General features: G+C 62.9%; 21 protein-coding genes. 16 read left to right on the top strand and 5 right to left on the bottom strand.

The genetic code is table 11. The features are described from left to right. From fliM to BLW80_RS01965, 4 genes are all read left to right on the top strand, one after another. On the top strand, nucleotides 1-1,200 hold the full coding sequence (gene fliM, locus BLW80_RS01980; protein WP_410001823.1) for a flagellar motor switch protein FliM: 1,200 nt from the start codon (nucleotides 1-3) through the stop codon (nucleotides 1,198-1,200). Further along, nucleotides 1,197-1,634 carry a DUF6468 domain-containing protein gene (locus BLW80_RS01975; RefSeq protein ID WP_089265176.1) on the top strand — a complete coding sequence of 146 codons (438 nt, stop codon included), beginning with the start codon at nucleotides 1,197-1,199 and terminating at the stop codon, nucleotides 1,632-1,634. Before fliM ends, BLW80_RS01975 begins: the two co-directional genes overlap by 4 nt. Continuing rightward, complete coding sequence (locus BLW80_RS01970) at nucleotides 1,631-2,401, top strand: MotE family protein (RefSeq protein ID WP_089265175.1); 771 nt, start codon at nucleotides 1,631-1,633, stop codon at nucleotides 2,399-2,401. The genes BLW80_RS01975 and BLW80_RS01970 overlap by 4 nt, the downstream gene beginning before the upstream one ends. Before the next feature lie 98 nt (nucleotides 2,402-2,499). After that, entirely contained in the window at nucleotides 2,500-6,180 is a 3,681-nt protein-coding gene (locus tag BLW80_RS01965; protein ID WP_093756618.1) for a tetratricopeptide repeat protein, read from the top strand. Between the two features lie 12 nt (nucleotides 6,181-6,192). On the opposite strand, the gene fliP is transcribed toward BLW80_RS01965, so the two are convergent. Beyond that, the gene (fliP, locus tag BLW80_RS01960; protein WP_093756617.1) at nucleotides 6,193-6,945 is read right to left on the bottom strand and encodes a flagellar type III secretion system pore protein FliP; all 753 of its coding nucleotides are present in this window, start codon (nucleotides 6,943-6,945) and stop codon (nucleotides 6,193-6,195) included. Then, entirely contained in the window at nucleotides 6,942-8,018 is a 1,077-nt protein-coding gene (locus BLW80_RS01955) for a flagellar biosynthetic protein FliO (protein WP_502688580.1), read from the bottom strand. Before BLW80_RS01955 ends, fliP begins: the two co-directional genes overlap by 4 nt. Nucleotides 8,019-8,393: 375 nt before the next feature. Between BLW80_RS01955 and flgB the strand changes: the two genes are divergently transcribed. From flgB to BLW80_RS01905, 10 genes are all read left to right on the top strand, one after another. Next, a complete protein-coding gene (flgB, locus tag BLW80_RS01950; RefSeq protein ID WP_093756616.1) occupies nucleotides 8,394-8,807 on the top strand; it encodes a flagellar basal body rod protein FlgB in 414 nt (137 codons plus the stop codon). 29 nt (nucleotides 8,808-8,836) lie between these two features. Beyond that, nucleotides 8,837-9,262 (top strand): flagellar basal body rod protein FlgC, encoded by a 426-nt coding sequence (gene flgC / locus BLW80_RS01945; RefSeq protein WP_089265171.1) that lies wholly within the window; start codon nucleotides 8,837-8,839, stop codon nucleotides 9,260-9,262. Nucleotides 9,263-9,278: 16 nt separating this feature from the next. Continuing rightward, nucleotides 9,279-9,605 (top strand): flagellar hook-basal body complex protein FliE, encoded by a 327-nt coding sequence (gene fliE, locus BLW80_RS01940; RefSeq protein WP_068735666.1) that lies wholly within the window; start codon nucleotides 9,279-9,281, stop codon nucleotides 9,603-9,605. Between the two features lie 42 nt (nucleotides 9,606-9,647). Beyond that, nucleotides 9,648-9,911 carry a flagellar biosynthesis protein FliQ gene (gene fliQ, locus BLW80_RS01935; protein ID WP_068735669.1) on the top strand — a complete coding sequence of 88 codons (264 nt, stop codon included), beginning with the start codon at nucleotides 9,648-9,650 and terminating at the stop codon, nucleotides 9,909-9,911. Nucleotides 9,912-9,924: 13 nt separating this feature from the next. Continuing rightward, nucleotides 9,925-10,695: a flagellar biosynthetic protein FliR gene (fliR, locus tag BLW80_RS01930; protein ID WP_068735671.1), complete on the top strand. Its 771-nt coding sequence runs from the start codon at nucleotides 9,925-9,927 to the stop codon at nucleotides 10,693-10,695. A gap of 10 nt (nucleotides 10,696-10,705) precedes the next feature. Then, complete coding sequence (gene flhB, locus BLW80_RS01925; RefSeq protein WP_093756615.1) at nucleotides 10,706-11,779, top strand: flagellar biosynthesis protein FlhB; 1,074 nt, start codon at nucleotides 10,706-10,708, stop codon at nucleotides 11,777-11,779. A 160-nt stretch (nucleotides 11,780-11,939) separates the two neighbouring features. After that, nucleotides 11,940-14,513 carry a cell cycle histidine kinase CckA gene (gene cckA, locus BLW80_RS01920; RefSeq protein ID WP_093756614.1) on the top strand — a complete coding sequence of 858 codons (2,574 nt, stop codon included), beginning with the start codon at nucleotides 11,940-11,942 and terminating at the stop codon, nucleotides 14,511-14,513. Nucleotides 14,514-14,728: 215 nt separating this feature from the next. After that, nucleotides 14,729-15,769: a Tim44 domain-containing protein gene (locus BLW80_RS01915; RefSeq protein ID WP_093757302.1), complete on the top strand. Its 1,041-nt coding sequence runs from the start codon at nucleotides 14,729-14,731 to the stop codon at nucleotides 15,767-15,769. A 190-nt stretch (nucleotides 15,770-15,959) separates the two neighbouring features. Then, nucleotides 15,960-16,649 carry a lectin gene (locus BLW80_RS01910; RefSeq protein WP_478114894.1) on the top strand — a complete coding sequence of 230 codons (690 nt, stop codon included), beginning with the start codon at nucleotides 15,960-15,962 and terminating at the stop codon, nucleotides 16,647-16,649. A 182-nt stretch (nucleotides 16,650-16,831) separates the two neighbouring features. Continuing rightward, entirely contained in the window at nucleotides 16,832-17,539 is a 708-nt protein-coding gene (locus tag BLW80_RS01905; protein WP_093756612.1) for a glutathione S-transferase, read from the top strand. A 24-nt stretch (nucleotides 17,540-17,563) separates the two neighbouring features. Here the strand turns inward: BLW80_RS01905 and BLW80_RS01900 are convergent, their stop codons facing one another. From BLW80_RS01900 to BLW80_RS01895, 3 genes are all read right to left on the bottom strand, one after another. After that, complete coding sequence (locus BLW80_RS01900; RefSeq protein ID WP_093756611.1) at nucleotides 17,564-18,238, bottom strand: methyltransferase family protein; 675 nt, start codon at nucleotides 18,236-18,238, stop codon at nucleotides 17,564-17,566. Nucleotides 18,239-18,342: 104 nt separating this feature from the next. Beyond that, nucleotides 18,343-18,513 (bottom strand): hypothetical protein, encoded by a 171-nt coding sequence (locus BLW80_RS30155; protein WP_170849544.1) that lies wholly within the window; start codon nucleotides 18,511-18,513, stop codon nucleotides 18,343-18,345. 156 nt (nucleotides 18,514-18,669) lie between these two features. Continuing rightward, the gene (locus BLW80_RS01895) at nucleotides 18,670-19,143 is read right to left on the bottom strand and encodes a hypothetical protein (protein ID WP_092146449.1); all 474 of its coding nucleotides are present in this window, start codon (nucleotides 19,141-19,143) and stop codon (nucleotides 18,670-18,672) included. A 201-nt stretch (nucleotides 19,144-19,344) separates the two neighbouring features. Between BLW80_RS01895 and BLW80_RS01890 the strand changes: the two genes are divergently transcribed. Beyond that, complete coding sequence (locus BLW80_RS01890; RefSeq protein ID WP_089265165.1) at nucleotides 19,345-20,997, top strand: fumarate hydratase; 1,653 nt, start codon at nucleotides 19,345-19,347, stop codon at nucleotides 20,995-20,997. A gap of 115 nt (nucleotides 20,998-21,112) precedes the next feature. Continuing rightward, the gene (locus BLW80_RS01885) at nucleotides 21,113-21,787 is read left to right on the top strand and encodes a DUF429 domain-containing protein (RefSeq protein ID WP_093756610.1); all 675 of its coding nucleotides are present in this window, start codon (nucleotides 21,113-21,115) and stop codon (nucleotides 21,785-21,787) included. Nucleotide 21,788: the final 1 nt, after the last annotated feature.

The raw sequence follows: 21,788 nt of genomic DNA, 5'->3' as shown, positions 1-21,788 counted from the left end.
ATGTCTACCGAACAGGTCGATCAGGACGCAATTGCCGCCGAATGGGAAGCTTCTCTGGATTCAGAGGATCCCGTTGAGGCGGCGAAAGCGGCTGCCGAAAACGAACTCACCGGCACTATGGCGGAGCAATGGGCCGCCATGGTCGAGGACGGCGGTCGCGATATCGGCGGCGGCAAGAACGGCGGCGAGCGCGTTCTCTCGCAGGAAGAAATCGACAACCTCCTCGGCTTCAGCGTCAACGAGGTTCATCTCGACGAGAATTCCGGCATTCGCGCCATCATCGATTCCTCGATGGTGTCGTATGAGCGTCTGCCGATGCTCGAAATCGTGTTCGACCGTCTGGTGCGGTTGATGACCACGAGCCTGCGCAATTTCACCTCCGACAACGTCGAAGTCTCGCTCGATCGCATCACTTCGGTGCGTTTCGGCGACTATATGAATTCGATTCCGCTGCCCGCCGTGCTGTGCGTGTTCAAGGCAGAGGAGTGGGAGAATTTTGGTCTCGCCACCGTCGATTCCAGCCTGATCTATTCGATGATCGACGTGCTGCTCGGAGGCCGCCGCGGTCAGGCTTCGCTGCGCATCGAGGGCCGTCCCTACACCACCATCGAAACCAATCTGGTGAAGCGCCTGATCGAAGTCGTGCTGGCCGACGCAGAACAGGCGTTCCGGCCACTGTCGCCCGTGGCTTTCACCATCGACCGGCTTGAGACCAATCCGCGCTTCGCCGCCATCAGCCGTCCAGCCAATGCCGCCATCCTGGTGCGCCTGCATATCGACATGGAAGATCGGGGCGGCAATATCGAATTGCTGTTGCCCTATGCGACGATCGAACCGATCCGCGCCGTGCTCATGCAGATGTTCATGGGCGAAAAATTCGGCCGTGATCCGATCTGGGAAAGCCATCTCGCCACTGAAATTGCTCAGGCCGAGATCGCCGTCGACGCCGTGCTATATGAGGCGGAGATCCCGTTGAAGCAGCTGATGCTTCTCAAAGTGGGCGATACGCTGCCGCTGGAAATGCGGGCGGATGCCCTTGTTGCCGTGCGTTGCGGAGCCGTGACCTTGACTGAAGGTCGCATGGGCCGTGTCGGCGACCGCGTTGCCATTAGAGTCACGAAACAATTACGCAAGCCTAACACAACCTTCGCCATGTTTGAGAAGGCTGATGAGCAAACTAAGTTGATGGAGGCACAATGAGTCATTCATTAGGAATTGTGATCGAGAGCCTGGTTGCGGTGCTTCTGATCCTGACCATCGCCTATTGCATGTTGCTCAATAAGCGCCTGAAGCGCCTCAAGGCGGACGAGCAATCGTTGAAGGCCACGATCGGCGAGCTCATCACCGTGACCGAGATCGCCGAGCGTGCGATCGGCGGACTCAAGCTTACCGTGCGCGACGTTAACGAGAATCTCGGCAGCCAGATTTCGGCGGCAACGGCGCTGGCCGATCAACTGAAAGCCCAGCTCGCCGAGAGCGACGCTGTCGTGCGCCGGCTATCGAAGATCGCGGTGGCGGCACGGCCGCTCACCGAAACCGACCCTGATGCGCCGCGGGTGTCCGCAGCGCGGGCCAATGCCGCGGCAGCGCAGGCGTTTGCCGAGCGGAGGAGGCCTGACGGCATCGCTGCATGAAAGCTTTTCGGGACGTTCGTATTCTTCCTGTCGTCTTGGTGGCGGTTTTCGGGCTCGCGATTCTCAAGATCGCCGGCCTGGTGATCGATGGCGGCTACGTGTTCAATTATGATCCGCAGCCTCAGCCTACGAAAGGATCGTGGGCGCAGGAGATGTTCAACTTCCCGGGCGGCAAGCCAGTGGACGGCGACATTACCGGCTCGGTGTCAGCCAAGAAGGAAGAGCCGAAGCCCGCGGTAGCGGCGCCTGCAGCGATCGAACCGACCAGCAACCCGCCTGTCGAACTGTCTCCTCAAATCTCGCCGGCCGAACGGGCGATCCTCGAACGGCTGCAAGCGCGCCGTCAGGAGCTGGAAGCGCGGGCACGCGAGATCGACATTCGCGAGAGCCTGCTGAAAGCCGCCGAGAAGCGCATCGAAACCCGCGTCGATGAATTGAAGGGCGTCGAAGCCGGTATCAAGACGGCGAACGACCAGAAGAGCGAAGTCGATGCCGCCCGCTTCAAGGGTATCGTCACCATGTATGAAAGCATGAAGCCGAAGGACGCGGCGAAGATCTTCGACCGGCTGGAAATGCCGGTGCTGTTCGAGATCGCCTCGCAGATTGCGCCTCGGAAGATGTCCGACATTCTCGGTCTGATGCAGCCGGAGGCCGCTGAACGCCTCACCGTTGAACTGGCGCGCCGCGCCTCGGGCGGCGAACGATCTGCCGCGGCGGTCGAACTGCCCAAGATCGAAGGCAGGCCGATCCAGCAGGGCCGGAATTAAAGAAATTAATTAACAAATCCTTAGAGCGCGGAATCTAGATTCGACACAGGGCGAACGACCGGTCGTCCTTCGAGCATCGGGCTGAGAGACACTTCTGAATGGCACGGACGGCTGCCGTTGCATGTTGGACGCAAGCTCGCGCATGGACGCGGGCCGTTCGACGTTGCGTGGTGGTCGCGGGCATTGTCTGTCTTGCGCTGTCGTTCCCGGATGCCGCATCTGCGCAAGCGGTGAGGGGCACCGCCAGCATGGGCACGTCGGGCGGCTATGGCCGCATCGTGCTGAAGCTTGCCGAGGACGTGGAGTCCGAGGTGACGCAAGCCGGCACCATTCTCGTCATTCGCTTCAAGCGGCCGGTCGATATTCCTGTCGAGATTCTCGGCGATGCCGCCCCCGACTATATCGGCTCCGCACGCCGCGATCCCGATGGCACGGCGATCCGTCTCGCTTTGTCACGCAGGGTGACCGTCAATTCGATGACGGCGGGTGAGCGCATCTTCATCGATCTGTTGCCCGACAGCTGGAAGGGCATGCCGCCCGGTTTGCCGCAGGATGTGGTCAAGGAATTGTCGGAGCGTGCGCGCGCGGCAGAGCGTGCCTTGCGCCAGCAACGCGCTGCCGCGGAAAGCCAGAAGAAGCCGCCGATCCGCGTACGCGCATCCGTGCAGCCGACCTTCGTGCGCTTCGTGTTCGAGACCGGCGGCGTCGGTGTGTCGTCGGTGCTGAACGAGAAGACGCTGACGCTGACCTTCAACGCCGGTCTGGTGTTCGATCTCGCCGATGCCAAACTGTCTGCACCCGCCAACGTCGCATCGATCGGTCAGGCGATGGACGGCAACCGGACCGCCGTTGAGATCGGCTTGATCGGCGACGTCGATGTGAAGTCGTTCCGCGAGGACAAGAGCTACGTCGTCGACATCGGCTTCCAGCAGAATGAAAAGCCGTCGCCGCTGGCCAAGCTGCCGGTGGCCGCTCCTGCGGACGAGAAACCGCCGGTCGCGGCGAAGCCTCCCGAGGTCGAGAAGCCCGCCAGCGTTCCGGCACAGCGCTCCGGCGAGATCGTGCCACCGACCTCCGAGACGATCGCAAAAGAGATCGTTCCGGAGAAGAAGGTCGAGGTTGCGACGGCTGCACCGGCAGCGCCCGTCGCGGCAGCGAAGCCGGAAGAGCCAAAGCCCGAGGCGGCCAAGGTCGCTGAATCACCCAAGCCTGCGCCGGCAGCCGAGCCTGTTGTCGTAGCTCCTGCCAAAGAAACACCGCCGCCTGCGCCTGTCGTTGCGGCGGCCCCTGCTGCTGCACCCGTTGCTGCTGCGCCGACCGAACCGGCGGGCATGCCGGTTGAGGTCAAGCGCAGCAGCGACGGCGTGCGCATAGCCTTTGCCTTTCCATCGCAAACGCCGGTCGCTTTGTTTCGCCGCGGCGATATCCTGTGGCTGGTGGCAGATTCGACGCGGCCCATCGACACCGCACCGATCCGCCGCGATAGCGGATCGATCATTGCCGATGTGAGCACGATCCCGCTGGAGAAGGGGCAGGCGATCCGCATCCGCCTTAATCGCCCACAACTAGCTTCGCTCACGACCGACGATCCTGCCGGCGCGGGACAGGCCTGGTCGCTGATGCTGGCCGATACACGTCAGACGCCGTCGCAGCCGCTGTCCGCCGTGCGCAACATTGCCGATCCCTCGCGGGCCAGCGTGCAGGTGCCATTGGCCAAGCCCGGTCTCAAGCATCGCCTGGTTGATCCGGATGCCGGCGATACGCTCAATATCATCACCGCGCTGCCACCATCGCGCGGCTTCATCCGCCGCCAGGACTTCGTTGAATTCTCGTTGCTGGAATCGATTCACGGCGTGGTGGTTCAGGTGAACTCCGACGACGTGTCCGTTGAAGCCAGTATCGACAAGGTGATGCTCACCAAGCCCGGCGGCCTGACGCTGTCGGCAGCCGATGCGGCGCCGCAGCGCGCCTCGACGGTCGCCCGGCCGATCTTCGATGTCGGCCAGTGGCGCAAGGATCAGGAAGGCCCGTTCAACGCGCGCTTCGACGAGTTGATCGACGCGATGTCATCGGCCGAAGCTAGTTCGCTGCCGCAGGCGCGGATGGATCTGGCCAAATTCTACATGGCGCGCGGCATGTACCACGAGGCCAAGGGCGTCGCCGATCTCGCGATCGCGGACACCAAGGTCGGCGAGGAAAGCCCTGTCGCGCTGATCGTCCATGCGGTGGCCAGCGCGATGATGGGGCGTCCCGAACAAACCCTGAAGGATATCGCCAATCCGGTGCTCGGGCCGGGTTACGATGGTGAATTGTGGAAGGCGCTCGCCTACGCCAAGCAGGAAAAATGGGTCGAGGCGCGCGAGCGTTTCAAGAATGCCGAGTTCACGCTCGCCGCGCTGCCGGCCGATCTGCAGCGTGCGGCCCTGATGCTCGCGCTGCGGGCCTCGCTCGAGGTCAAGGACTATGCCGGCGCGTCGTCGCGCGGCAGTGAGCTCGAAACGGTCGGCATCTCGCCGGAGATCAAGCCCGCGGCCATGCTGCTCAGCGGCTGGCTCGATGAGGCGCTCGGCCGCGAGAAGGATGCGCTGTCGAAGTATCAGGACGTCACCGGTTCGGTGGATCGTCAATCCGCAGCGGAAGCCAAGCTGCGCGAAATCAATTTGCGCCAGAAGCGCAACGAGATCAGCAGCGAGGACGCGCTGCATGATCTCGAAGTGCTGGCGGTGACATGGCGCGGCGATGGCACGGAAGTGCAGGTGCTGCAGATCCTGTCACGCATGTATGCCGAACTCGGGCGCTACAATGACTCGCTGCTGGCCGCCCGCACGGCCACCGAGCGCCAGGCCAACAGCGAAGCCGCGCGCCAGGTGCAGGACGAGGCGCAAGCGCTGTTCTCGCAAATTTATCTGTCGCCAAAGGGCGACAGCCTGCCGCCGGTCGATGCGCTGGCGATGTTCTACGAGTTTCGCGAGCTGACCCCGATCGGCCGCCGCGGCGACGAAATGATCCGCCGTCTTGCAGATCGTCTCGTGGCCGTCGATCTGCTCGATCAGGCCGCCGAGCTTCTGCAGTATCAGGTCGATCACCGTCTCGAGGGCGCTGCACGCTCGCAGGTCGCTGCGCGTCTGGCGATGGTCTATCTGATGAGCCGCAAGCCCGACCGCGCCATCGCCGCGCTGCGCACTACGCGGATCGCCGATCTCAATGGCGAGCTGCGTCAACAGCGGTTGCTGCTCGAGGCGCGGGCGCAGAGTGACATCGGCCGCCGCGAGCTGGCGCTCGACATCATCTCTCATGTCAGCGGACGCGAAGCGATCCGGCTCCGCTCGGATATCTACTGGTCGTCGCGGCGCTGGCGCGAGGCCTCCGAGCAGATCGAACTCTATTATGGCGACCGCTGGCGGGATTTCTCGCCGCTGACGCCAAGCGAAAAGAGCGACATCATCCGTGCTGTCGTGGGTTATGCGCTGGCGGAAGACGCCCTCGGTCTCGCGCGCTTCCGCGAAAAGTATGCGCCGCTGATGAATGTCGGTGCCGACAAGATCGCCTTCGACACCGCGAGCAAGCCGACTTCGACCAACTCTTCGGAATTCGCCGCCATTGCCAAGATGGCCGCGTCCGTCGATACGCTCGACGGCTTCCTGCGCGAGATGAAGACGCGTTTCCCTGAAAGCAGCGCCAAGGCGATCCTGCCCGGCGCCAGTGCCGATCCGATGCCGACCGGCTCGCTGAAGCCGCAGCCGGTGGTCAATGTCCGCAAGATCGAGATGACGCGGTAGGGGCGAGCTTCGCTACTGCCCGTAACTCTGCACCAGACTGCCCGCGACCAGCGACCAGCCATCCACCAGCACGAAGAAGATCAGTTTGAACGGCAGTGACACCACCGCCGGTGGCAGCATCATCATGCCCATCGCCATCAAGACCGAGGCGACCACGAGATCGATGATCAGGAAGGGCAGGAACAGCAGGAAGCCGATCTCGAAAGCGCGCTTCAGCTCGGAGATCATGAAGGCCGGCACAAGGATGCGGAGCGACAGGTCGTCAGGCGTCGCTGGAACTGGCTCGCCCGACAAGTCCATGAACAGCTTGAGATCCTTCTCGCGCACGTTCTTCTGCATGAAGCCGCGCAGCGGAATGGATGCGCGCACCAAAGCTTGTTCGACGGTGATGTCGTTGGAGATCAGCGGCTTGATACCGTCGTCATAGGAACGTTGTAGCACCGGCCCCATCACGAAAGCCGTAAGGAACATCGCCAGCGCGATGATCACCGAGTTCGGCGGAGCCGTCGCTGTACCTAATGCGGTGCGCAGCAGCGACAGCACGACCACGATGCGCGTGAATGACGTCATCATGATCAGGATCGACGGTGCGATCGACAGCACCGTCAACAACGCAATCATCTGCACGGCACGTTCGGTGACACCGCCGCCACCGCCGCCGAGATTGATGCTGATGTCCTGCGCCATCGCGGGACCTGTGAAGGTCCCGGCGGCGATCAGAACAGAAAGGAAAAATACTCTACGCGGGAGGTTCGCTGAACTCACGAACTGGACTTTGGCCGTCCCAGCAGGGAGGCCATCTCGTCTTCGAGATTTTCAAAACCCGATTTGACCGGCGGGACGACGGGCGGCGCCTCCGCACGGGCAGGGCTGGCGATCGAGACTTCCGGCGACCGCGAAGCCGGACGGATCGATGGTGCCTCAGGCGCCACCGACGGAGCGCCGACCCGGGGCTCAGGCGCATCCTGACGGGTTTCGCCGGCAGGACGGCGCAAGGCTGCTTCGAGGCGCTGCGCCATATCGGCGAGGTTCTGATCAGCAGACGACACGGCGGCTGCCGGAGCGGGTGCAGGGACCGGTGCGGGTGGCACGACGACCGGGGCGGGCGCTGGGGCAGCAACAACCGGAGCGGGCGGGGTCGGTGCTGCTGCGACGGGACGGTCCGGCGTGCGGGGCTGCGGCGTAGTGCGGATCGGCGGATCGGCACGCATCGGGCGCGGCATCATCGGCTCGCTACGTGGCATCTCGGCACGTGGCATTTCACTTCGCGGAATCGGCCGCTGCGGAAAAAGGTCATTGCGTGGGGCCGGTTCGGGGCGCGGCGCAGGTTCCGGCGCGAGGCTGGCGACCGGATCGGGCCGACGCTCCGGCAAAGGCGCGGCCGGGCGGCGTGGCTCTTCGATAAAGGAGGGGCGCGCGGGACGCGGCGCTGGCTCCGGCACATGCGGTTCGGAATCGAAGCCGGAGTCGTTGCTCTCTGCCCAGCTCGGAGCTTCAGGCAGCGACGGGCCGCGGCTTGCCACATCGGCGGCGAGGCCGCCGCGCTGGGGGGCCTGCTCACGGCCGGGTATGGCGCGGACGATATTGGGCTCGACGACGATGTCCGACGGGCCGCCGATCATCAGCAAATGTTCGACATTGTCGCGGCGGACCAGCACCAGGCGGCGGCGGCCGTCCACGGCGGCGGCGTCGATCACCGCGAGCCGCGGCAAGCGCCCGCGGCTGGTGTTGTTGCCCAGCCGGTTGCCAGCGAATCGGCGCACCAGCCAGGCGGTAAGCCCGATCAGCGCCAGCACGACAACGAAGGCCAAGATAAATTGCACCGATGATTGCATCATAAAGTCCCCAGCCAGACAGGGTGGCTGCAACGTCCACGTCCAGAGCCAGAGGTGTCATACCCCCGCACGCCCCGCACGCAGCGTGAATCACGCCCCATCTGTTAACGCCCCACGGCAGAACCTGCCGTTGGTTAATAATAAACTATGAATCGCTGCAGCCAAAACGACTTCTGCCGCCCCGTCGTATGGCCGATGGGGATGGTTAATCGGCCAATTCAGGCGAAAAAGCGTTGGCAGTTGCGAAAAACGTCAATTTTGCAGCATTCATTTACGGTTCGGTAACAAGTACCGCCGGAAATTAACTTCGTATTAACCATGCAGGCGGCAAATTCTGCCTAGCTCAGGACACTCCGTCCGGGCGGGCGGAGAAGGCCGATGGCGATCAGCGACATGCCGATGTTGTCGGCGCTGCGCACCAAGATGCAGTGGCATCAGGAGCGCCAGCGTGTGCTGGCCGAAAATATCTCCAATTCGGACACTCCGAACTTCCGCCCCCGCGATCTCGTGGAACCGAAATTCGACAAGGCCGGGAACACGTCCGTCACCGCCGGCGGCATGGGCTCGCTGCCGATGATGCGCGCCGCCGGCACCAACATCCTGCCGACCGGAGGCTCGGCCTCTTTCAACCAGAACAGCCGGGTCGGCTACGAGACCCGCCCCGCCGGCAATGCCGTCAATCTGGAAGACGAGATGCTCAAGGTCTCGGCCAACCAGATGGACTATGCCGCCGCAACCTCGCTCTACACCCGCAGCCTCGGTCTGTTGAAGACCGCTATCGGCAAGCGCTGACGCCGCCGCGCGCATAAAGGGAGCTCATCATGGCAGACGATATCAGCGACTTCTCGCGTTCCATGGGCATCGCGACCTCCGGTCTGCGCGCCCAAGCGGGCCGCATGCGGGTGATTTCGGAAAACATCGCCAACGCGCAGTCCACAGCGCAGACTTCGGGCGGTGACCCCTATCGCCGCAAGGTGCCGACCTTCAAATCCGAGCTGGACCGCTCGCTGGATGCCCGCATCGTCGGCCTCGGCCGCATCAGGCCCGACCAGTCTGCGTTTCCCACGCGCTACGAGCCCGGCAATCCCGCGGCGGATGCCGCCGGCAACGTCAAATACCCCAACGTGAACTCGCTGGTGGAAATGACGGACATGAAGGAAGCGCAGCGCTCCTACGAAGCCAATCTCAATATCATCAGCGCCACGCGCCGGATGATCCAACGTACGCTCGACATCCTCAAGGCCTGAACAGGACAGCTGAACCATGGCAACTCCCTCTGTCGCCGCCAATGCTTACTCGGCCCTCTCGCGCATCATGGACGCCGGCGGCGGCGTCGGTGGTGGTCTCAACAAGGCGGCGGACGCCGGTGGTGGTCAGTCGTTCGGTGCGGTCCTCAAGGACGCGCTGGGCAGCGTGCTCGATTCCGGTCGCAAGTCGGATGCGCAGACCATCGCAATGGCAAACGGCAAGGCCAATGTGATGGACGTGGTCACGGCAGTTGCGGAAACCGACGTCGCCGTGTCGACGCTGGTCTCGGTGCGCGATCGCGTCATCCAGTCCTACGAAGACATCATGAAGATGCCGATCTGATCCTCCTCATCACGAACACCGCGTAACACAAGGATTACTGCAATGACCGGCCCCGAAACTCTCGACGTTGCCCGCGATGCGATCTGGACGATTGTGATCGTGTCCGGTCCGCTGATGGTCGTGGGCCTCCTGGTTGGCGTCGTGGTGTCGCTGGTGCAGGCGCTGACCCAGATCCAGGAACAGTCGCTGGTCTTCGTGCCGAAGATTCTCGCGGTCTTTGCCACCATGATGCTGACGCTCCCGTTCATGGGGGACGCATTGTCGAGCTACATGTTGCGGATATCGTCGCGAATCATCGGGGGGTGATGCACAATCCCGTATGCGCATCGATGTCTCGCTTCTGCCCGCTCTCGCCGCTGCCTTCATGCTGGCCTTCGCCCGCATCGGTACGATGGTGATGTTGATGCCGGGCTTTGGCGAAACCAACATTCCCGCACGGGCCAAGCTGTCGATCGCATTGGGACTGACCCTTCTCATGCTGCCGGCGCATCGCGGCGCTTATAACGTCGATATGGGATCGATCGTGCCGATGCTGGTTCTGCTGGTGCATGAGATCATCATCGGCGTCGTGCTCGGCGCCACCGCGCGCGTCACGCTGTCGGCGCTGCAGGTCGCCGGATCAATCATCGCACAGCAACTCGGTCTCGGCTTCGTCACCTCGGTGGATCCGACACAGGGTCAGCAGGGCGTGCTGATCGGCAATTTTCTCACGATGCTCGGCATCACGATGCTGTTCGCCACCGATACGCATCACCTTGTGATCGCCGCCATTAATGACAGCTACAAGATTTTCGCGCCCGGCGAGATCATGTCGACGGGCGATGTGGCAAAGCTCGCGACCAATGCCTTCGCAGCGGCGTTCAAGATCGGCACGCAGCTTGCTGCGCCTTTCCTGGTGTTCGGCCTCGTCTTCAATATGGGACTTGGCGTGCTGGCACGGCTGATGCCGCAGATGCAGGTCTATTTCGTCGGTGTACCGCTTTCGATCATGATCGGATTCCTGATCTTCGCCGTCGTGCTCGCGACCATGATGGGGACCTACCTCGAATACGTCACCGGCGTCATGCAACAAATGATGCCGCGGATATAGGGGCGCGCGGATGGCCGACGACGATTCCGAGAAGACACATGACCCCACGCAAAAAAAGCTCGACGATGCCCACGAACGCGGTGACGTAGCCAAAAGCCAGGAGGTCAATACCTGGTTCCTGCTGGCGGGCGCGACGCTGGTCTTGTCGACCTTCAACGGCTCGGTCGGCGGCGGGCTGCAAACGCCGCTTAAAAATCTTCTGCAAAATTCCTGGATGATACGGACTGACGGGCCCGGACTTTTGATGCTGGCCAAGAGCCTCTGCATGTCCATTTTGTCCACCATGGGCATGCCGATCCTGTTTCTCGTGATCGCCGCGCTCGCGGGCAATCTGATCCAGCACCGGCTGGTGTTTTCCACCGAAGGTCTGGTGCCCAAGTTCAGCAAGCTGTCGCCGATGGAAGGCGCCAAGCGTGTCTTCGGCAAGCAGGCGCTAGCCAATTTCCTGAAGGGCCTGTTCAAGCTCGTCCTGCTCGGCGCCGTGATGTGCGCGGTGCTGTGGCCCGAGCGTTTTCGTCTCGATGCGCTGATCCATATCGATCCGTCGGCGATCCTCGGCATCACCACATCGCTGACACTGCAGCTGATGGGTTCGGTAGTGGCGATGCTCGCCTTCGTCGCCATTGCCGACTTCTTCTTCCAGTACCGCACCTGGTATGAGAAGCTGAAGATGTCGCTGCAGGAAGTGAAGGAAGAATACAAGCAGTCCGAGGGCGACCCCCACATCAAGGGCAAGATCAAGCAGCTGCGTCAGCAGAACATGAAGAAGCGCATGATGGCAGCGGTGCCGAAGGCGTCGGTGATCATTACCAACCCGACGCACTACGCCGTGGCGCTGTCTTATGAGCGCGGTATGACCGCGCCGATCTGCGTCGCCAAGGGCGTCGACAACATCGCGCTGAAGATCAGGGAAGTTGCCGGCAAGCACGATATTCCGATCGTCGAGAACGTGCCGCTGGCGCGCGCGCTTTACGCGACCGTCGAGATCGACGAGGAAATTCCGGGCGAACACTACCATGCGGTGGCCGAAGTCATTGGCTACGTCATGGGCCTGAAGCGCGGCCTGTCCGGGCGCCCGTCATGATTCGGGGAAGCGCCGGGCAAGGGGCCGGGAACGTGTTGCGAATCGGCGGATTGGAAGCGAATAGGCCGACGCGGCGCTTGCGTAAGGCCAGCCGATTGATGCACTCAGGAGGCGCGCAAACCCGCGCTGCCGCAACTGCCAACAGGCGACGAACCGTCCGATGACTGCCGAGACCGACCACGATCGCCAATCGATGACGGCGCAGAATCCGGTTCTGCACGAGCCGGCCCGGCGCAGCGGCAGCATCGTGCTGGTGCTGCTGATTGCCGCCGCGATCATCGCCTGCGCCGTGGCATTCATGACTCTCGGCCGCGCCCAGGCGCAGCCTTATATTCTGGGCCTGCTGGCGCTGCTGGCGATGGTCGGCCTGTTTGTGTTGTTCGCCTTTGCCGCCGGTATTGTCCGCTTTGCCGATCGCACCTCCGACGATCCGATTATGCGCACCGTGGCCGATCACGCCTTTGACGGTATCGCGGTCACCGATGCGCGGGGCCATGTGGTCTATGCCAATGCTGCGTATCTCACATTGACCGGCGCGGCCTCCGCGCAGGATGCGCGGCCGGTCGAGCGCGTTTTCATCGGCAATCCCGACGTCTCCGAAGCCGTCTTCCGCCTGCTCAAGGCTGCCCGCGAGGGCAAGCGCCAGCAGGAGGAAGTCCGTGTCGCAGCGCCCGACGGCAGCCATGGCCGCTGGCTGCGGATGCGCGTGCGTCCACTGGGTGAAGGCAAGCGCGAAGCCAAATCCACGGTGTGGTCGGTGGCCGATATCTCCCGCGATCGCCAGCGTCAGGAAGACGTGTTCCAGGAATTGCAGCACGCCATCGAATATCTCGATCACGCGCCGTGCGGCTTCTTCTCGGTCAATCCAAAGGGCGAGCTGGTCTATGTCAACGCCACACTGGCGAACTGGCTCGATCACGATCTTGCCGAGATCGGCTCCGGCGGTCTGAAGCTCACGGACATCGTCTCCGGTGACGGCGCCTCGTTGCTGACATCCATTGTGCCGATGCCCGGCGAAGTCAAAACCGAAGTCTTCGACATCGACCTGCGCATGCGCAACGGCAAGACCATGCCGGTGCGGCTCTATCATAAGCTCGCTTTCGGCGCCGATGGGGTGCCGGGTGCATCGCGCACCCTTGTCATCAGCCGCGCCCGCGACGAGCGCTCGGATCCGCAACGCGCCGCCGAAGTGCGCTTCATGCGCTTCTTCGACCATACGCCGATGGCGATCGCGACGGTGGATCGCGACGGCACCGTGGTGCGCGGCAATGCCCGTTTCGCCAAGCTGGCGCAGAGCCTCAACACATCGGGCGCCGTCAACAAGTCGATCCTCGCCGCCGTCAGCGACCGCGACCGCAACCAGCTCGTCGCGGCGATCGGCCACGCCGCGCAGGGGCAGGGCGATATCCCGCCGGTGGAAGCGCTGCTGGAAGGCGCCAAGGAACGCTGGGGACAGTTCTTCGTCACCGCCGTCGAAGAGAACGAACGCGAGACCGAGGCGGCCATCGTCTACATGCTGGAGACCACCGAGCGCCGCACGCTCGAGAACCAGGTCAACCAGGCGCAGAAGATGGACACCATCGGCCAGCTGGCCGGCGGCATCGCCCATGACTTCAACAATGTGCTCTCCGCCATCATGATGGCCAACGACTTCCTGCTGAACGCCCACAAGCCGACAGATCCGTCGTTCCAGGACATCATGCAGATCAAGCAGAACGCGACGCGCGCGGCGACGCTGGTGCGCCAGTTGCTCGCATTCTCGCGCCGCCAGACGCTGCGCCCGACGGTGCTCAATCTTGGTGACGCGCTGTCCGATATCGATCTGCTGCTGAAGCGCCTGATCGGCGAGAAGGTCAAACTCGAAGTCGTGCACGGCCGCGATCTGTGGCCGGTGAAGGTCGACATCTCGCAATTCGAGCAGGTGATCGTGAATCTCGCGGTCAACGCGCGCGACGCGATGCCGGACGGCGGCGCGTTGACTGTGCGCACCGTCAACGTCTCGGCCGAGGAAGCCGGGCGGCTGTCCTACAAGGGCATGCCGCCATCGGACTATGTGCGTATCGATGTCAGCGATACCGGCACCGGCATTCCCGCCGACATCGTGGAGAAGATCTTCGAGCCGTTCTTCTCCACCAAGGATGTCGGCAAGGGCACCGGCCTCGGCCTCTCTACAGTGTACGGCATCGTCAAGCAGACCGGCGGTTTCGTCTATGTCGATTCCGAGCCGGGTAAAGGCACCACGTTCCGCATCTTCCTGCCGCGCCATCATCAGGAAAAGGAAGTCGCTCCCGATCCGGCGATTGCGGCCGCCGTCGCCGCCAAGGAAGCCGCTGCCGACGCCAAGCCGCGCGCGGATCTGACCGGGCAGGGTACCATCCTGCTGGTCGAGGACGAAGAGGGCCTGCGCGCGCTGAACGCTCGCGGTCTGCGCTCGCGCGGTTACACGGTGGTCGAAGCCGGCAACGGCGTCGAGGCGATGGAGCTATTCGACGAACAGAACGGTGCCATCGATCTCGTGGTCTCCGACGTGGTGATGCCGGAGATGGATGGACCGACGCTGCTGAAGGAGATGCGCGCCCGCAATGCGGATATTCGCATCATCTTCGTGTCAGGTTACGCCGAGGAAGCCTTCGAAAAGAGCCTGCCGGAAAACCAGCAATTCGCCTTCCTGGCCAAGCCGTTCGCCCTGAGCGCGCTGATCGCCAAGGTCAAGGAAACCATGGCGCCGAATTAACGGAGCGCCGCTGGCAATACCATCCTGCCTTCTAATGCGCATTCACCCCGCAATGCAGCATAAGTGTTTGAAAGCAAGATGACTCTTGCGCCAAAGGTTCAATGACGAGCCGCGACCGAGGGCCGCAGCGTTTACCCTCGAACGGTGCTTCCCTTTTAGGCTGGGGTAGCCATGTTAGGGGTGTTTTCCCCCTGCCGGGGATTGAGGGAATGACCATGACTTTCACGTTCAGCATGCGCGGCGTCGTCAAGACGATGGCCGTCGTCCTTTCGCTGGCGATGCCGCTCACAATTGCAATCTCCTCTGCCGACGCCCGCGTTGGCGGTGGCAGCAGCTCGGGCTCGCGCGGCAACCGCACGTTCTCGGCCCCGCCGAGCACGTCGACGGCGCCTAACGCGGCTCAGCCGTTCAACCGCACCATGCAGCAGCCGGGTTCGCCCGGCATGAACAGCGCGACCACGGGCGCAGCCAGCAAGGGCGGTTTCTTCAACCGTCCGGGCATGGGCATGCTCGGCGGCCTTGCCGCCGGCTTCCTCGGCGCAGGCCTGCTCGGCATGCTGTTCGGCGGCGGTCTGTTCAGCGGCCTCGGCGGTATCTCGTCGATCATCGGCCTGCTGCTGCAGGTCGGCCTGATCGTCATCGTCGTCCGCCTCGCGATGTCCTGGTGGCAGCGTCGCAACCAGACGGCGTCGGCCTATGCCGGTCCGGCCAACTCGGCCTATACCGGCCCGGCCAATGGTCCCGACCAGAACCAGGCGCACATGAACCAGGCGCAGCCGGGTTATGGCGCGCAGCCGACCCAGCGCAGTGGTCTCGGTGGCTTCGGGTTCGGCGGCAGCTCGAACAACGACAAGCCGATCGAGATCGCGCCGCAGGATTACGAAGCTTTCGAGAAGCTGCTCAGCGACGTGCAGGCCGCCTGGTCGAACGAAGATGTCGAGAAGCTCGGCAAGCTGTCGACGCCGGAAATGGTGTCGTACTTCGCCAAGGATCTCGCCGAGAACAAGGCGCGCAACGACATCAACAAGGTGTCGGATGTGAAGTTGCTGCAGGGCGACCTTGCGGAAGCCTGGCGCGAAGGCGACACCGACTATGCGAGCGTCGCGATGCGCTTTTCGCTGGTCGACAAGACGCTGGAGCGTGGCACCAACCGTCTGGTGGCTGGCAGCGAAACGCCGATCGAAGCGACCGAGATCTGGACCTTCGTGCGCCCGCGCGGCGCCGCTTGGGAACTGTCGGCGATCCAGCAGGCGTAAGCCTTGCGTCATCGAAATCGGACAAGCGCCGCGGATCATTCCGCGGCGCTTTTTTGTTGGCTCCATGCGTGTGCTTTGCACAGCGATGATCTCACAAGAGAGCGGGAATAATCCGCCGGATGATGTGTTGGTCAGTTGCGTTCCACCGCGACTGGCGTTGCGTGGCTAAAAAAACAAATTGGAGGAATCGATGCCCACTATTCTCTCGACCATGACCCGTCTCGGCCTATGCGCCGGTGCTGTGGCCGTCTCGCTCGCAGCAACGTCGCCATCGTTCGCGCAGGGCGCGGATACCAGCTTCTTCGTCACCAGCAATGGCATCGGCAATGGCGGCAATCTCGGTGGCCTCGCCGGTGCTGACAATCACTGCCAGACGCTGGCGCAGGCTGCAGGCGCGGGCGCCAAGACATGGCGCGCTTATCTCTCGACGCAGGCCGTCGACGGCAAGCCTGCGATCAATGCCAAGGACCGGATCGGCAACGGGCCGTGGAAGAATGCCAAGGGCGTCGTCGTCGCCAAGGATGTCGCTGACCTGCACGGCGCCAGCAACAACCTCTCGAAGCAGACCTCGCTCAGCGAGAAGGGCGAGGTCATTAATGGCCGCGGCGATACGCCGAATCGCCATGACGTGCTGACCGGCTCGCAGGCCGATGGCACCGCCTTCGCCGCCGGCGAGGATCGCACCTGCAAGAACTGGACGAGCAGCACCCAGGGGGCCGCCATGGTCGGTCATATCGATCGTACGGGGCTGAACGAAGAACCGCCGTCCAAGTCATGGAACACCTCGCATCCGTCGCGCGGCCCCGATGGCGGCTGCTCGCAGAACGACCTGAAGAGCACCGGCGGCGACGGGCTGTTGTATTGCTTCGCGTCGAATTGAGGTCTGTTGCGGCAAACAAGTAGCAATACACTCCGCCATGGCCGGGCCTGTCCCGGCCATGGCGCGTTTTGCGGCGATAGCTGGACGATGGTGCGGAGTTCTCGCCGGACCAGCGCGGCGAACGAATTCCGCGGTGAACAGTTACCCTGGCACCCCTGACGCGACATTTGGCGAGGTTTCGCATGCGATATGAGCTGTATTACTGGCCGACGATCCAGGGCCGCGGCGAATTCGTGCGCCTGGCGCTCGAAGATGCCGGCGCGGACTACCGAGATATGGCGCGCGGCAAGGGCGGCATGGCCGCAATGACCAGGATGCTCGACAGCAAGAAAGGCATTCCGCCATTCGCGCCGCCATTCCTCAAGGCGGGCAGTATGGTGATCGGCCAGACTGCCAACATCCTGTTCTACCTCGGCCCACGTCACGGTCTGGCGCCGAAGTCCGAAGCGGCGCGACTGCAACTGCATGAACTCCAGCTCACGATCACCGATTTCATCGCCGAAGTGCACGACACCCATCACCCGATCGGCGTGTCGCTCTATTACGAGGATCAGAAAGGCCCGGCCAAAAAGCGCAGCGCTGAATTCCTGAAAGAGCGCGTGCCGAAATATCTCGGCTATTTCGAGCGGATATTAAAAGCCAGCGATGGCGCCTATGTCACCGGCCGCAAGGCGACCTATGTCGATCTGTCACTGTTCCAGATCGTTGAAGGACTGCGCTACGCATTTCCGAAACGCATGAAAAAATTCGAGCGGGAGATTCCGGGCCTGATCGATTTGCATGACCGCGTGGCGGTTCGACCGAACATCAAGGCCTATCTCGACAGCGACCGCCGGATTGCCTTCAACAAGGACGGCATCTTCCGGCACTACAAGGCACTGGATAAATAGCGCCGCGCAGCTCGCGTGGCGGGGTTACCAGAGCCCCGGACATAGACGATAGCGGACGCGCGTCGTATAGTCGGTGTAGCCGGGGAGGCCGTCCCGCAAGGTGCGCTCTTCGGCCGTCGTGCGCCATGCGAACAGCACGGCCATGATCAGCGTCAGTGCGGCACTCCACCACGAGCCAAGCCAGAGGGATGTGCCGAGAAAAAACAGGATGGCGCCGCTATACATGGGATGACGCACGAGATGATACGGACCGGTATCGATGACGTGCTGGCCGCGGTCGCGTTGAAGCTTGATGACCGGTGCGGCGAAACTGTTTTCGCGCAGGACCCAGAATGAGATTGCCATTCCCGTGATTGCGAGTGCCGTACCCGCGACCTGGACGCCAACGGTCATTTGCGAAAGACCGAAGCGCTGATCCAGCCCCGCAACGATCAGCCAGACCAGTGCCACGGTAAAGAACGCCACCATGAAGACGCGGTCCGCTGTGGGCTGCCCCTGCTGTACGACGGGGCGCATGCGTTCTTCAAACAGCGCGGGATCGATCTGGATCAGCCACAGGCCGCCGCCAAGGCCGAGCACGATCATGAAGAGCAGAAATGACCACGCCGCCGGCCATTGCCAGGTCCCGGCGGCGGTGAACAAAACGGCGCCGATCACGCCGAACCAGACCAGCGTCCGTATCACGAGGCGAGCGATCATGTCGGGCCTCCTTCGGCCCGCATCCGATACCAGATTCGCGGCAGTGATGGGGCAGGCCTCGCGTCAACGCGACCGGCGGTTGGTCTCTGTCCGACGGTGCCGAGTTAAGCGAGCTGATCGATCCGGGTGCCCTGGCCGGGCGGCAGTGCTGCGCGCGGTGGGGGCGGCGCGGTGCGGCTGTCGTTGTCGTCGTTCTTCTTCGGCTCCGGCGGCTTTGCCTCGATCGGCTTTACCTCAGCGACCGGTGGTGCGCTGCTCACGCTTGAAACGCTCATTACAAATTCCCTGTTTCCAACTTTTGCAGTCGGACAATGGGGTGTGCGCCAACAAGGAGTTGGTAAATCAGGCGCTGCAATTTGCAGCAATCGGGGCGGATCGGAAACGGTGGTAAACGCGCCGTCCAGGACTTCACTACAATTGAAACGAAATACTCATTCGTCCTTGCCGCGGGAGATCGTGATGTTCGCCGATGTTTTGTTGCGGGTGCAGCGCAGGTCAAGCCGGCGATAGCGGAGCTTGACGTCATCGCCGCGGAAAATCCCCATGCGGCCGAGACATCGCGTGGTGCCCTTCACCGTATCCGGTTTGGGGATCGTGAAGATGACGGCTGCCGCACTGGCGACGAGGTCCGTGAACGCCGGCGCCGGCTTGCGGGTCGCGGAGGCCGCATAGAGCTCGTTGCTGAAATTGCGACTGGCGCAGCCAAGCCGCAATTGCTTTGCCGCCGGATGCGACAGGTAGATCACATTGGCTGCGGTGCGCCCGACGCTGAGCCCGTCGATCTGGCTCTTGAGCTGCCGCGCGAGATCATCGCAACGATCGGCGCGGGCAGGCGAAACGGCAAGGGTTACGGTGGCGAGCAGCGCCACAGCCGAAAAAATGCCGCGCAGGCGGTCGATAGACATTCCAGATTCTCCTCAATCCCCGGCCGCACTGAAACGCGGGACGCCACTTTATGCAAGGCGCGGCGGGCGCAGCCGGTTACTGCTGGAACAGGGGGATTATCCCCGCGATTGCGGGCCTGTCCCTCTGTTTTGAACCCTTCAAAACTGTCCGGAAACCGCCTACAAGGGCCTCAAATCCCCTCCCTTTTTGAGGCCCCATCCATGAACGCTCCCACCGCTTTCCCTGATCCGAAGCCCGTCCCGCCCTACAAGCACACCCCGCTGTTTCCGCTGGGCGCAGACACCACCCCCTACAAGAAGGTCACCACCGAGGGCGTGCGGGTCGAGAAAGTGCTGGGTAGGGACATGCTGGTGGTCTCCCGTGACGCGCTGAAGGCGCTCTCGGAGGCCGCGTTCGGCGACATCAACCACTATCTGCGCCCCGGCCATCTGCAGCAGCTGCGCAACATCCTGGACGACAGCGAAGCCAGCCCGAATGACAAGTTCGTGGCCTTCGACTTCCTCAAGAATGCGAACATCGCCGCCGGCGGCGTGCTGCCGATGTGCCAGGACACCGGCACCGCGATCATCATGGGCAAGAAGGGCTGCAACGTCATCACCGATGGCGACGATGAGGCCGCTTTGAGCGAGGGCGCCCGCGACGCCTATCTGCGGCGCAACCTGCGCTACTCGCAGGTCGCGCCGCTGACCATGTATGAAGAGAAGAACACGGCCAACAACATGCCGGCGCAGTGCGAGATCTATGCCGAGGGCGACGACGCCTACAAGTTCATGTTCATGGCCAAGGGCGGCGGCTCTGCCAACAAGAGCTTCCTGTTCCAGGCGACGCCGTCCGTTCTGACCAAGGATCGTCTGCTCGCTTTCCTCAAGGAAAAGATCATGACGCTGGGCACCGCTGCGTGCCCGCCGTATCACCTCGCCATCGTCATCGGTGGCACCTCGGCCGAGCTCTGCATGAAGACGGTGAAGCTCGCTTCGGCCCGCTATCTCGACGCGCTGCCGACCCAGGGCTCGCCGGATGGCAATGCCTTCCGCGATCTGGAGATGGAGCAGGAAATCCTCAAGATGACGCAGTCGTCCGGCGTCGGCGCGCAGTTCGGCGGCAAGTATTTCTGCCACGACGTTCGCGTCATCCGCCTGCCGCGCCACGGTGCGTCATTGCCCATCGGCCTCGGCGTGTCCTGCTCGGCGGATCGTCAGGTACTTGGCAAGATCACCAAAGACGGCGTCTATCTCGAAGAGCTCGAGCATAACCCCGCGCAATATCTGCCACAGGTCGAACAGGCGCTCGGCGGCGAGGTCGTGAAGATCGATCTCAACCAGCCGATGAAGGACATTCTGGCGACGCTGTCGAACTATCCGACCAAGACGCGCCTGTCGCTGACCGGCACCATGATCGTCGCGCGCGACTCGGCGCATGCCAAGCTGCGCGATCGCCTGGAGAAGGGCGAGCCGCTGCCGGATTACTTCAAGAACCACCCGGTCTATTACGCCGGCCCTGCCAAGACCCCGGAAGGCTACGCCTCCGGCGCGTTCGGCCCGACCACGGCCGGCCGCATGGATTCCTTCGTCGACCAGTTCCAGGCAGCGGGTGGCTCCATGGTGATGGTTGCCAAGGGCAACCGCGCCGTCGCCGTGCGCGAAGCCTGCAAGAAGCATGGCGGCTTCTATCTCGGCTCGATCGGCGGCTCGGCGGCCAACCTCGCCGAACACTGCATCAAGAAGGTCGAGGTGGTCGAATATCCCGAACTCGGCATGGAAGCGATCTGGCGCATCGACGTCGTGGATTTCCCGGCCTTCATCATTATCGATGACAAGGGCAACGACTTCTTCAAGGAATTGAACCTCGGTTGATGCTGCGACCTCTTGGCATCATTGCGAGCGCAGCGAAGCAATCCAGAAAGCTACAAGCGAAGACTGGATTGCTTCGTCGCAAGATGCTCCTCGCAATGACGGCTGAGAGGATGTCGTGACCTTCATTGGCCTCGATGGCTTCAGCAAAGGCTGGGTCGCCGTCAGACTCGACGGCGACCACCGCTCCATCGATTTCATCAGCGATATCTCCTGGCTTGCGATGCAGCGCTTTGCCCGTGCGGCCATCGATATTCCCATCGGTCTCGGCGATGACGGTGTGCGGAGCTGCGATCAGCTCGCCCGCAAGAAGCTCAGCCCCCACGGTTCGCGCGTATTCTCCGGCGGACGTCGCTGGCTGTGGCAGGACTTCACCGATCCCGACCTCGCCAACGCGGAGGCCGAGAGGCGCGGGCAGAAGAAAGTCTCGCGCCAGCTCTGGCATCTCGGGCCGAAGATCATGGAGGTCGATGGCTTCGTGCGGGAGCAGCGCGATCTCGATATCCGCGAAGCTCACCCCGAACTCGTCTTTCTCCGTCTGAACGACGATGCGCCGCTGCCGTCCAAACATGCGGAGGAGGGGCTCGCGCTGCGTCGTCATCTGCTGACGGCGAATGGCTTCAGCGATCTCGACGACTGGCTGACCGTCAGGCGAGCGCGCACCGGCGCAAAGCGGGATGATGTGCTCGATGCCTGCGCGGTGGCGCTGGCCGCGCGCGATTGCGTGGGCTGTCTGCCGGAAGGCAATGCACCGCGCGATGCGCTGAGCGTGCCACAGCAAATCTGGTTTTAGC

This window comes from Tardiphaga sp. OK245 (genome assembly GCF_900108575.1).
In the GTDB taxonomy this organism is placed as follows: domain Bacteria; phylum Pseudomonadota; class Alphaproteobacteria; order Rhizobiales; family Xanthobacteraceae; genus Tardiphaga; species Tardiphaga robiniae.
Note: the sequence above shows the minus strand (reverse complement) of the source record. Positions and strands in the feature narration are given on the sequence as shown.

Coding starts and splice junctions, on each gene's coding strand:
- fliM (WP_410001823.1), top strand. CDS start 1: ATGTCTACCGAACAGGTCGATCAGGACGCAATTGCCGCCGAATGGGAA.
- BLW80_RS01975 (WP_089265176.1), top strand. CDS start 1,197: ATGAGTCATTCATTAGGAATTGTGATCGAGAGCCTGGTTGCGGTGCTT.
- BLW80_RS01970 (WP_089265175.1), top strand. CDS start 1,631: ATGAAAGCTTTTCGGGACGTTCGTATTCTTCCTGTCGTCTTGGTGGCG.
- BLW80_RS01965 (WP_093756618.1), top strand. CDS start 2,500: ATGGCACGGACGGCTGCCGTTGCATGTTGGACGCAAGCTCGCGCATGG.
- BLW80_RS01955 (WP_502688580.1), bottom strand. CDS start 8,018: ATGATGCAATCATCGGTGCAATTTATCTTGGCCTTCGTTGTCGTGCTG.
- flgB (WP_093756616.1), top strand. CDS start 8,394: ATGGCGATCAGCGACATGCCGATGTTGTCGGCGCTGCGCACCAAGATG.
- flgC (WP_089265171.1), top strand. CDS start 8,837: ATGGCAGACGATATCAGCGACTTCTCGCGTTCCATGGGCATCGCGACC.
- fliE (WP_068735666.1), top strand. CDS start 9,279: ATGGCAACTCCCTCTGTCGCCGCCAATGCTTACTCGGCCCTCTCGCGC.
- fliQ (WP_068735669.1), top strand. CDS start 9,648: ATGACCGGCCCCGAAACTCTCGACGTTGCCCGCGATGCGATCTGGACG.
- fliR (WP_068735671.1), top strand. CDS start 9,925: ATGCGCATCGATGTCTCGCTTCTGCCCGCTCTCGCCGCTGCCTTCATG.
- flhB (WP_093756615.1), top strand. CDS start 10,706: ATGGCCGACGACGATTCCGAGAAGACACATGACCCCACGCAAAAAAAG.
- cckA (WP_093756614.1), top strand. CDS start 11,940: ATGACTGCCGAGACCGACCACGATCGCCAATCGATGACGGCGCAGAAT.
- BLW80_RS01915 (WP_093757302.1), top strand. CDS start 14,729: ATGACTTTCACGTTCAGCATGCGCGGCGTCGTCAAGACGATGGCCGTC.
- BLW80_RS01910 (WP_478114894.1), top strand. CDS start 15,960: ATGCCCACTATTCTCTCGACCATGACCCGTCTCGGCCTATGCGCCGGT.
- BLW80_RS01905 (WP_093756612.1), top strand. CDS start 16,832: ATGCGATATGAGCTGTATTACTGGCCGACGATCCAGGGCCGCGGCGAA.
- BLW80_RS01900 (WP_093756611.1), bottom strand. CDS start 18,238: ATGATCGCTCGCCTCGTGATACGGACGCTGGTCTGGTTCGGCGTGATC.
- BLW80_RS30155 (WP_170849544.1), bottom strand. CDS start 18,513: ATGAGCGTTTCAAGCGTGAGCAGCGCACCACCGGTCGCTGAGGTAAAG.
- BLW80_RS01895 (WP_092146449.1), bottom strand. CDS start 19,143: ATGTCTATCGACCGCCTGCGCGGCATTTTTTCGGCTGTGGCGCTGCTC.
- BLW80_RS01890 (WP_089265165.1), top strand. CDS start 19,345: ATGAACGCTCCCACCGCTTTCCCTGATCCGAAGCCCGTCCCGCCCTAC.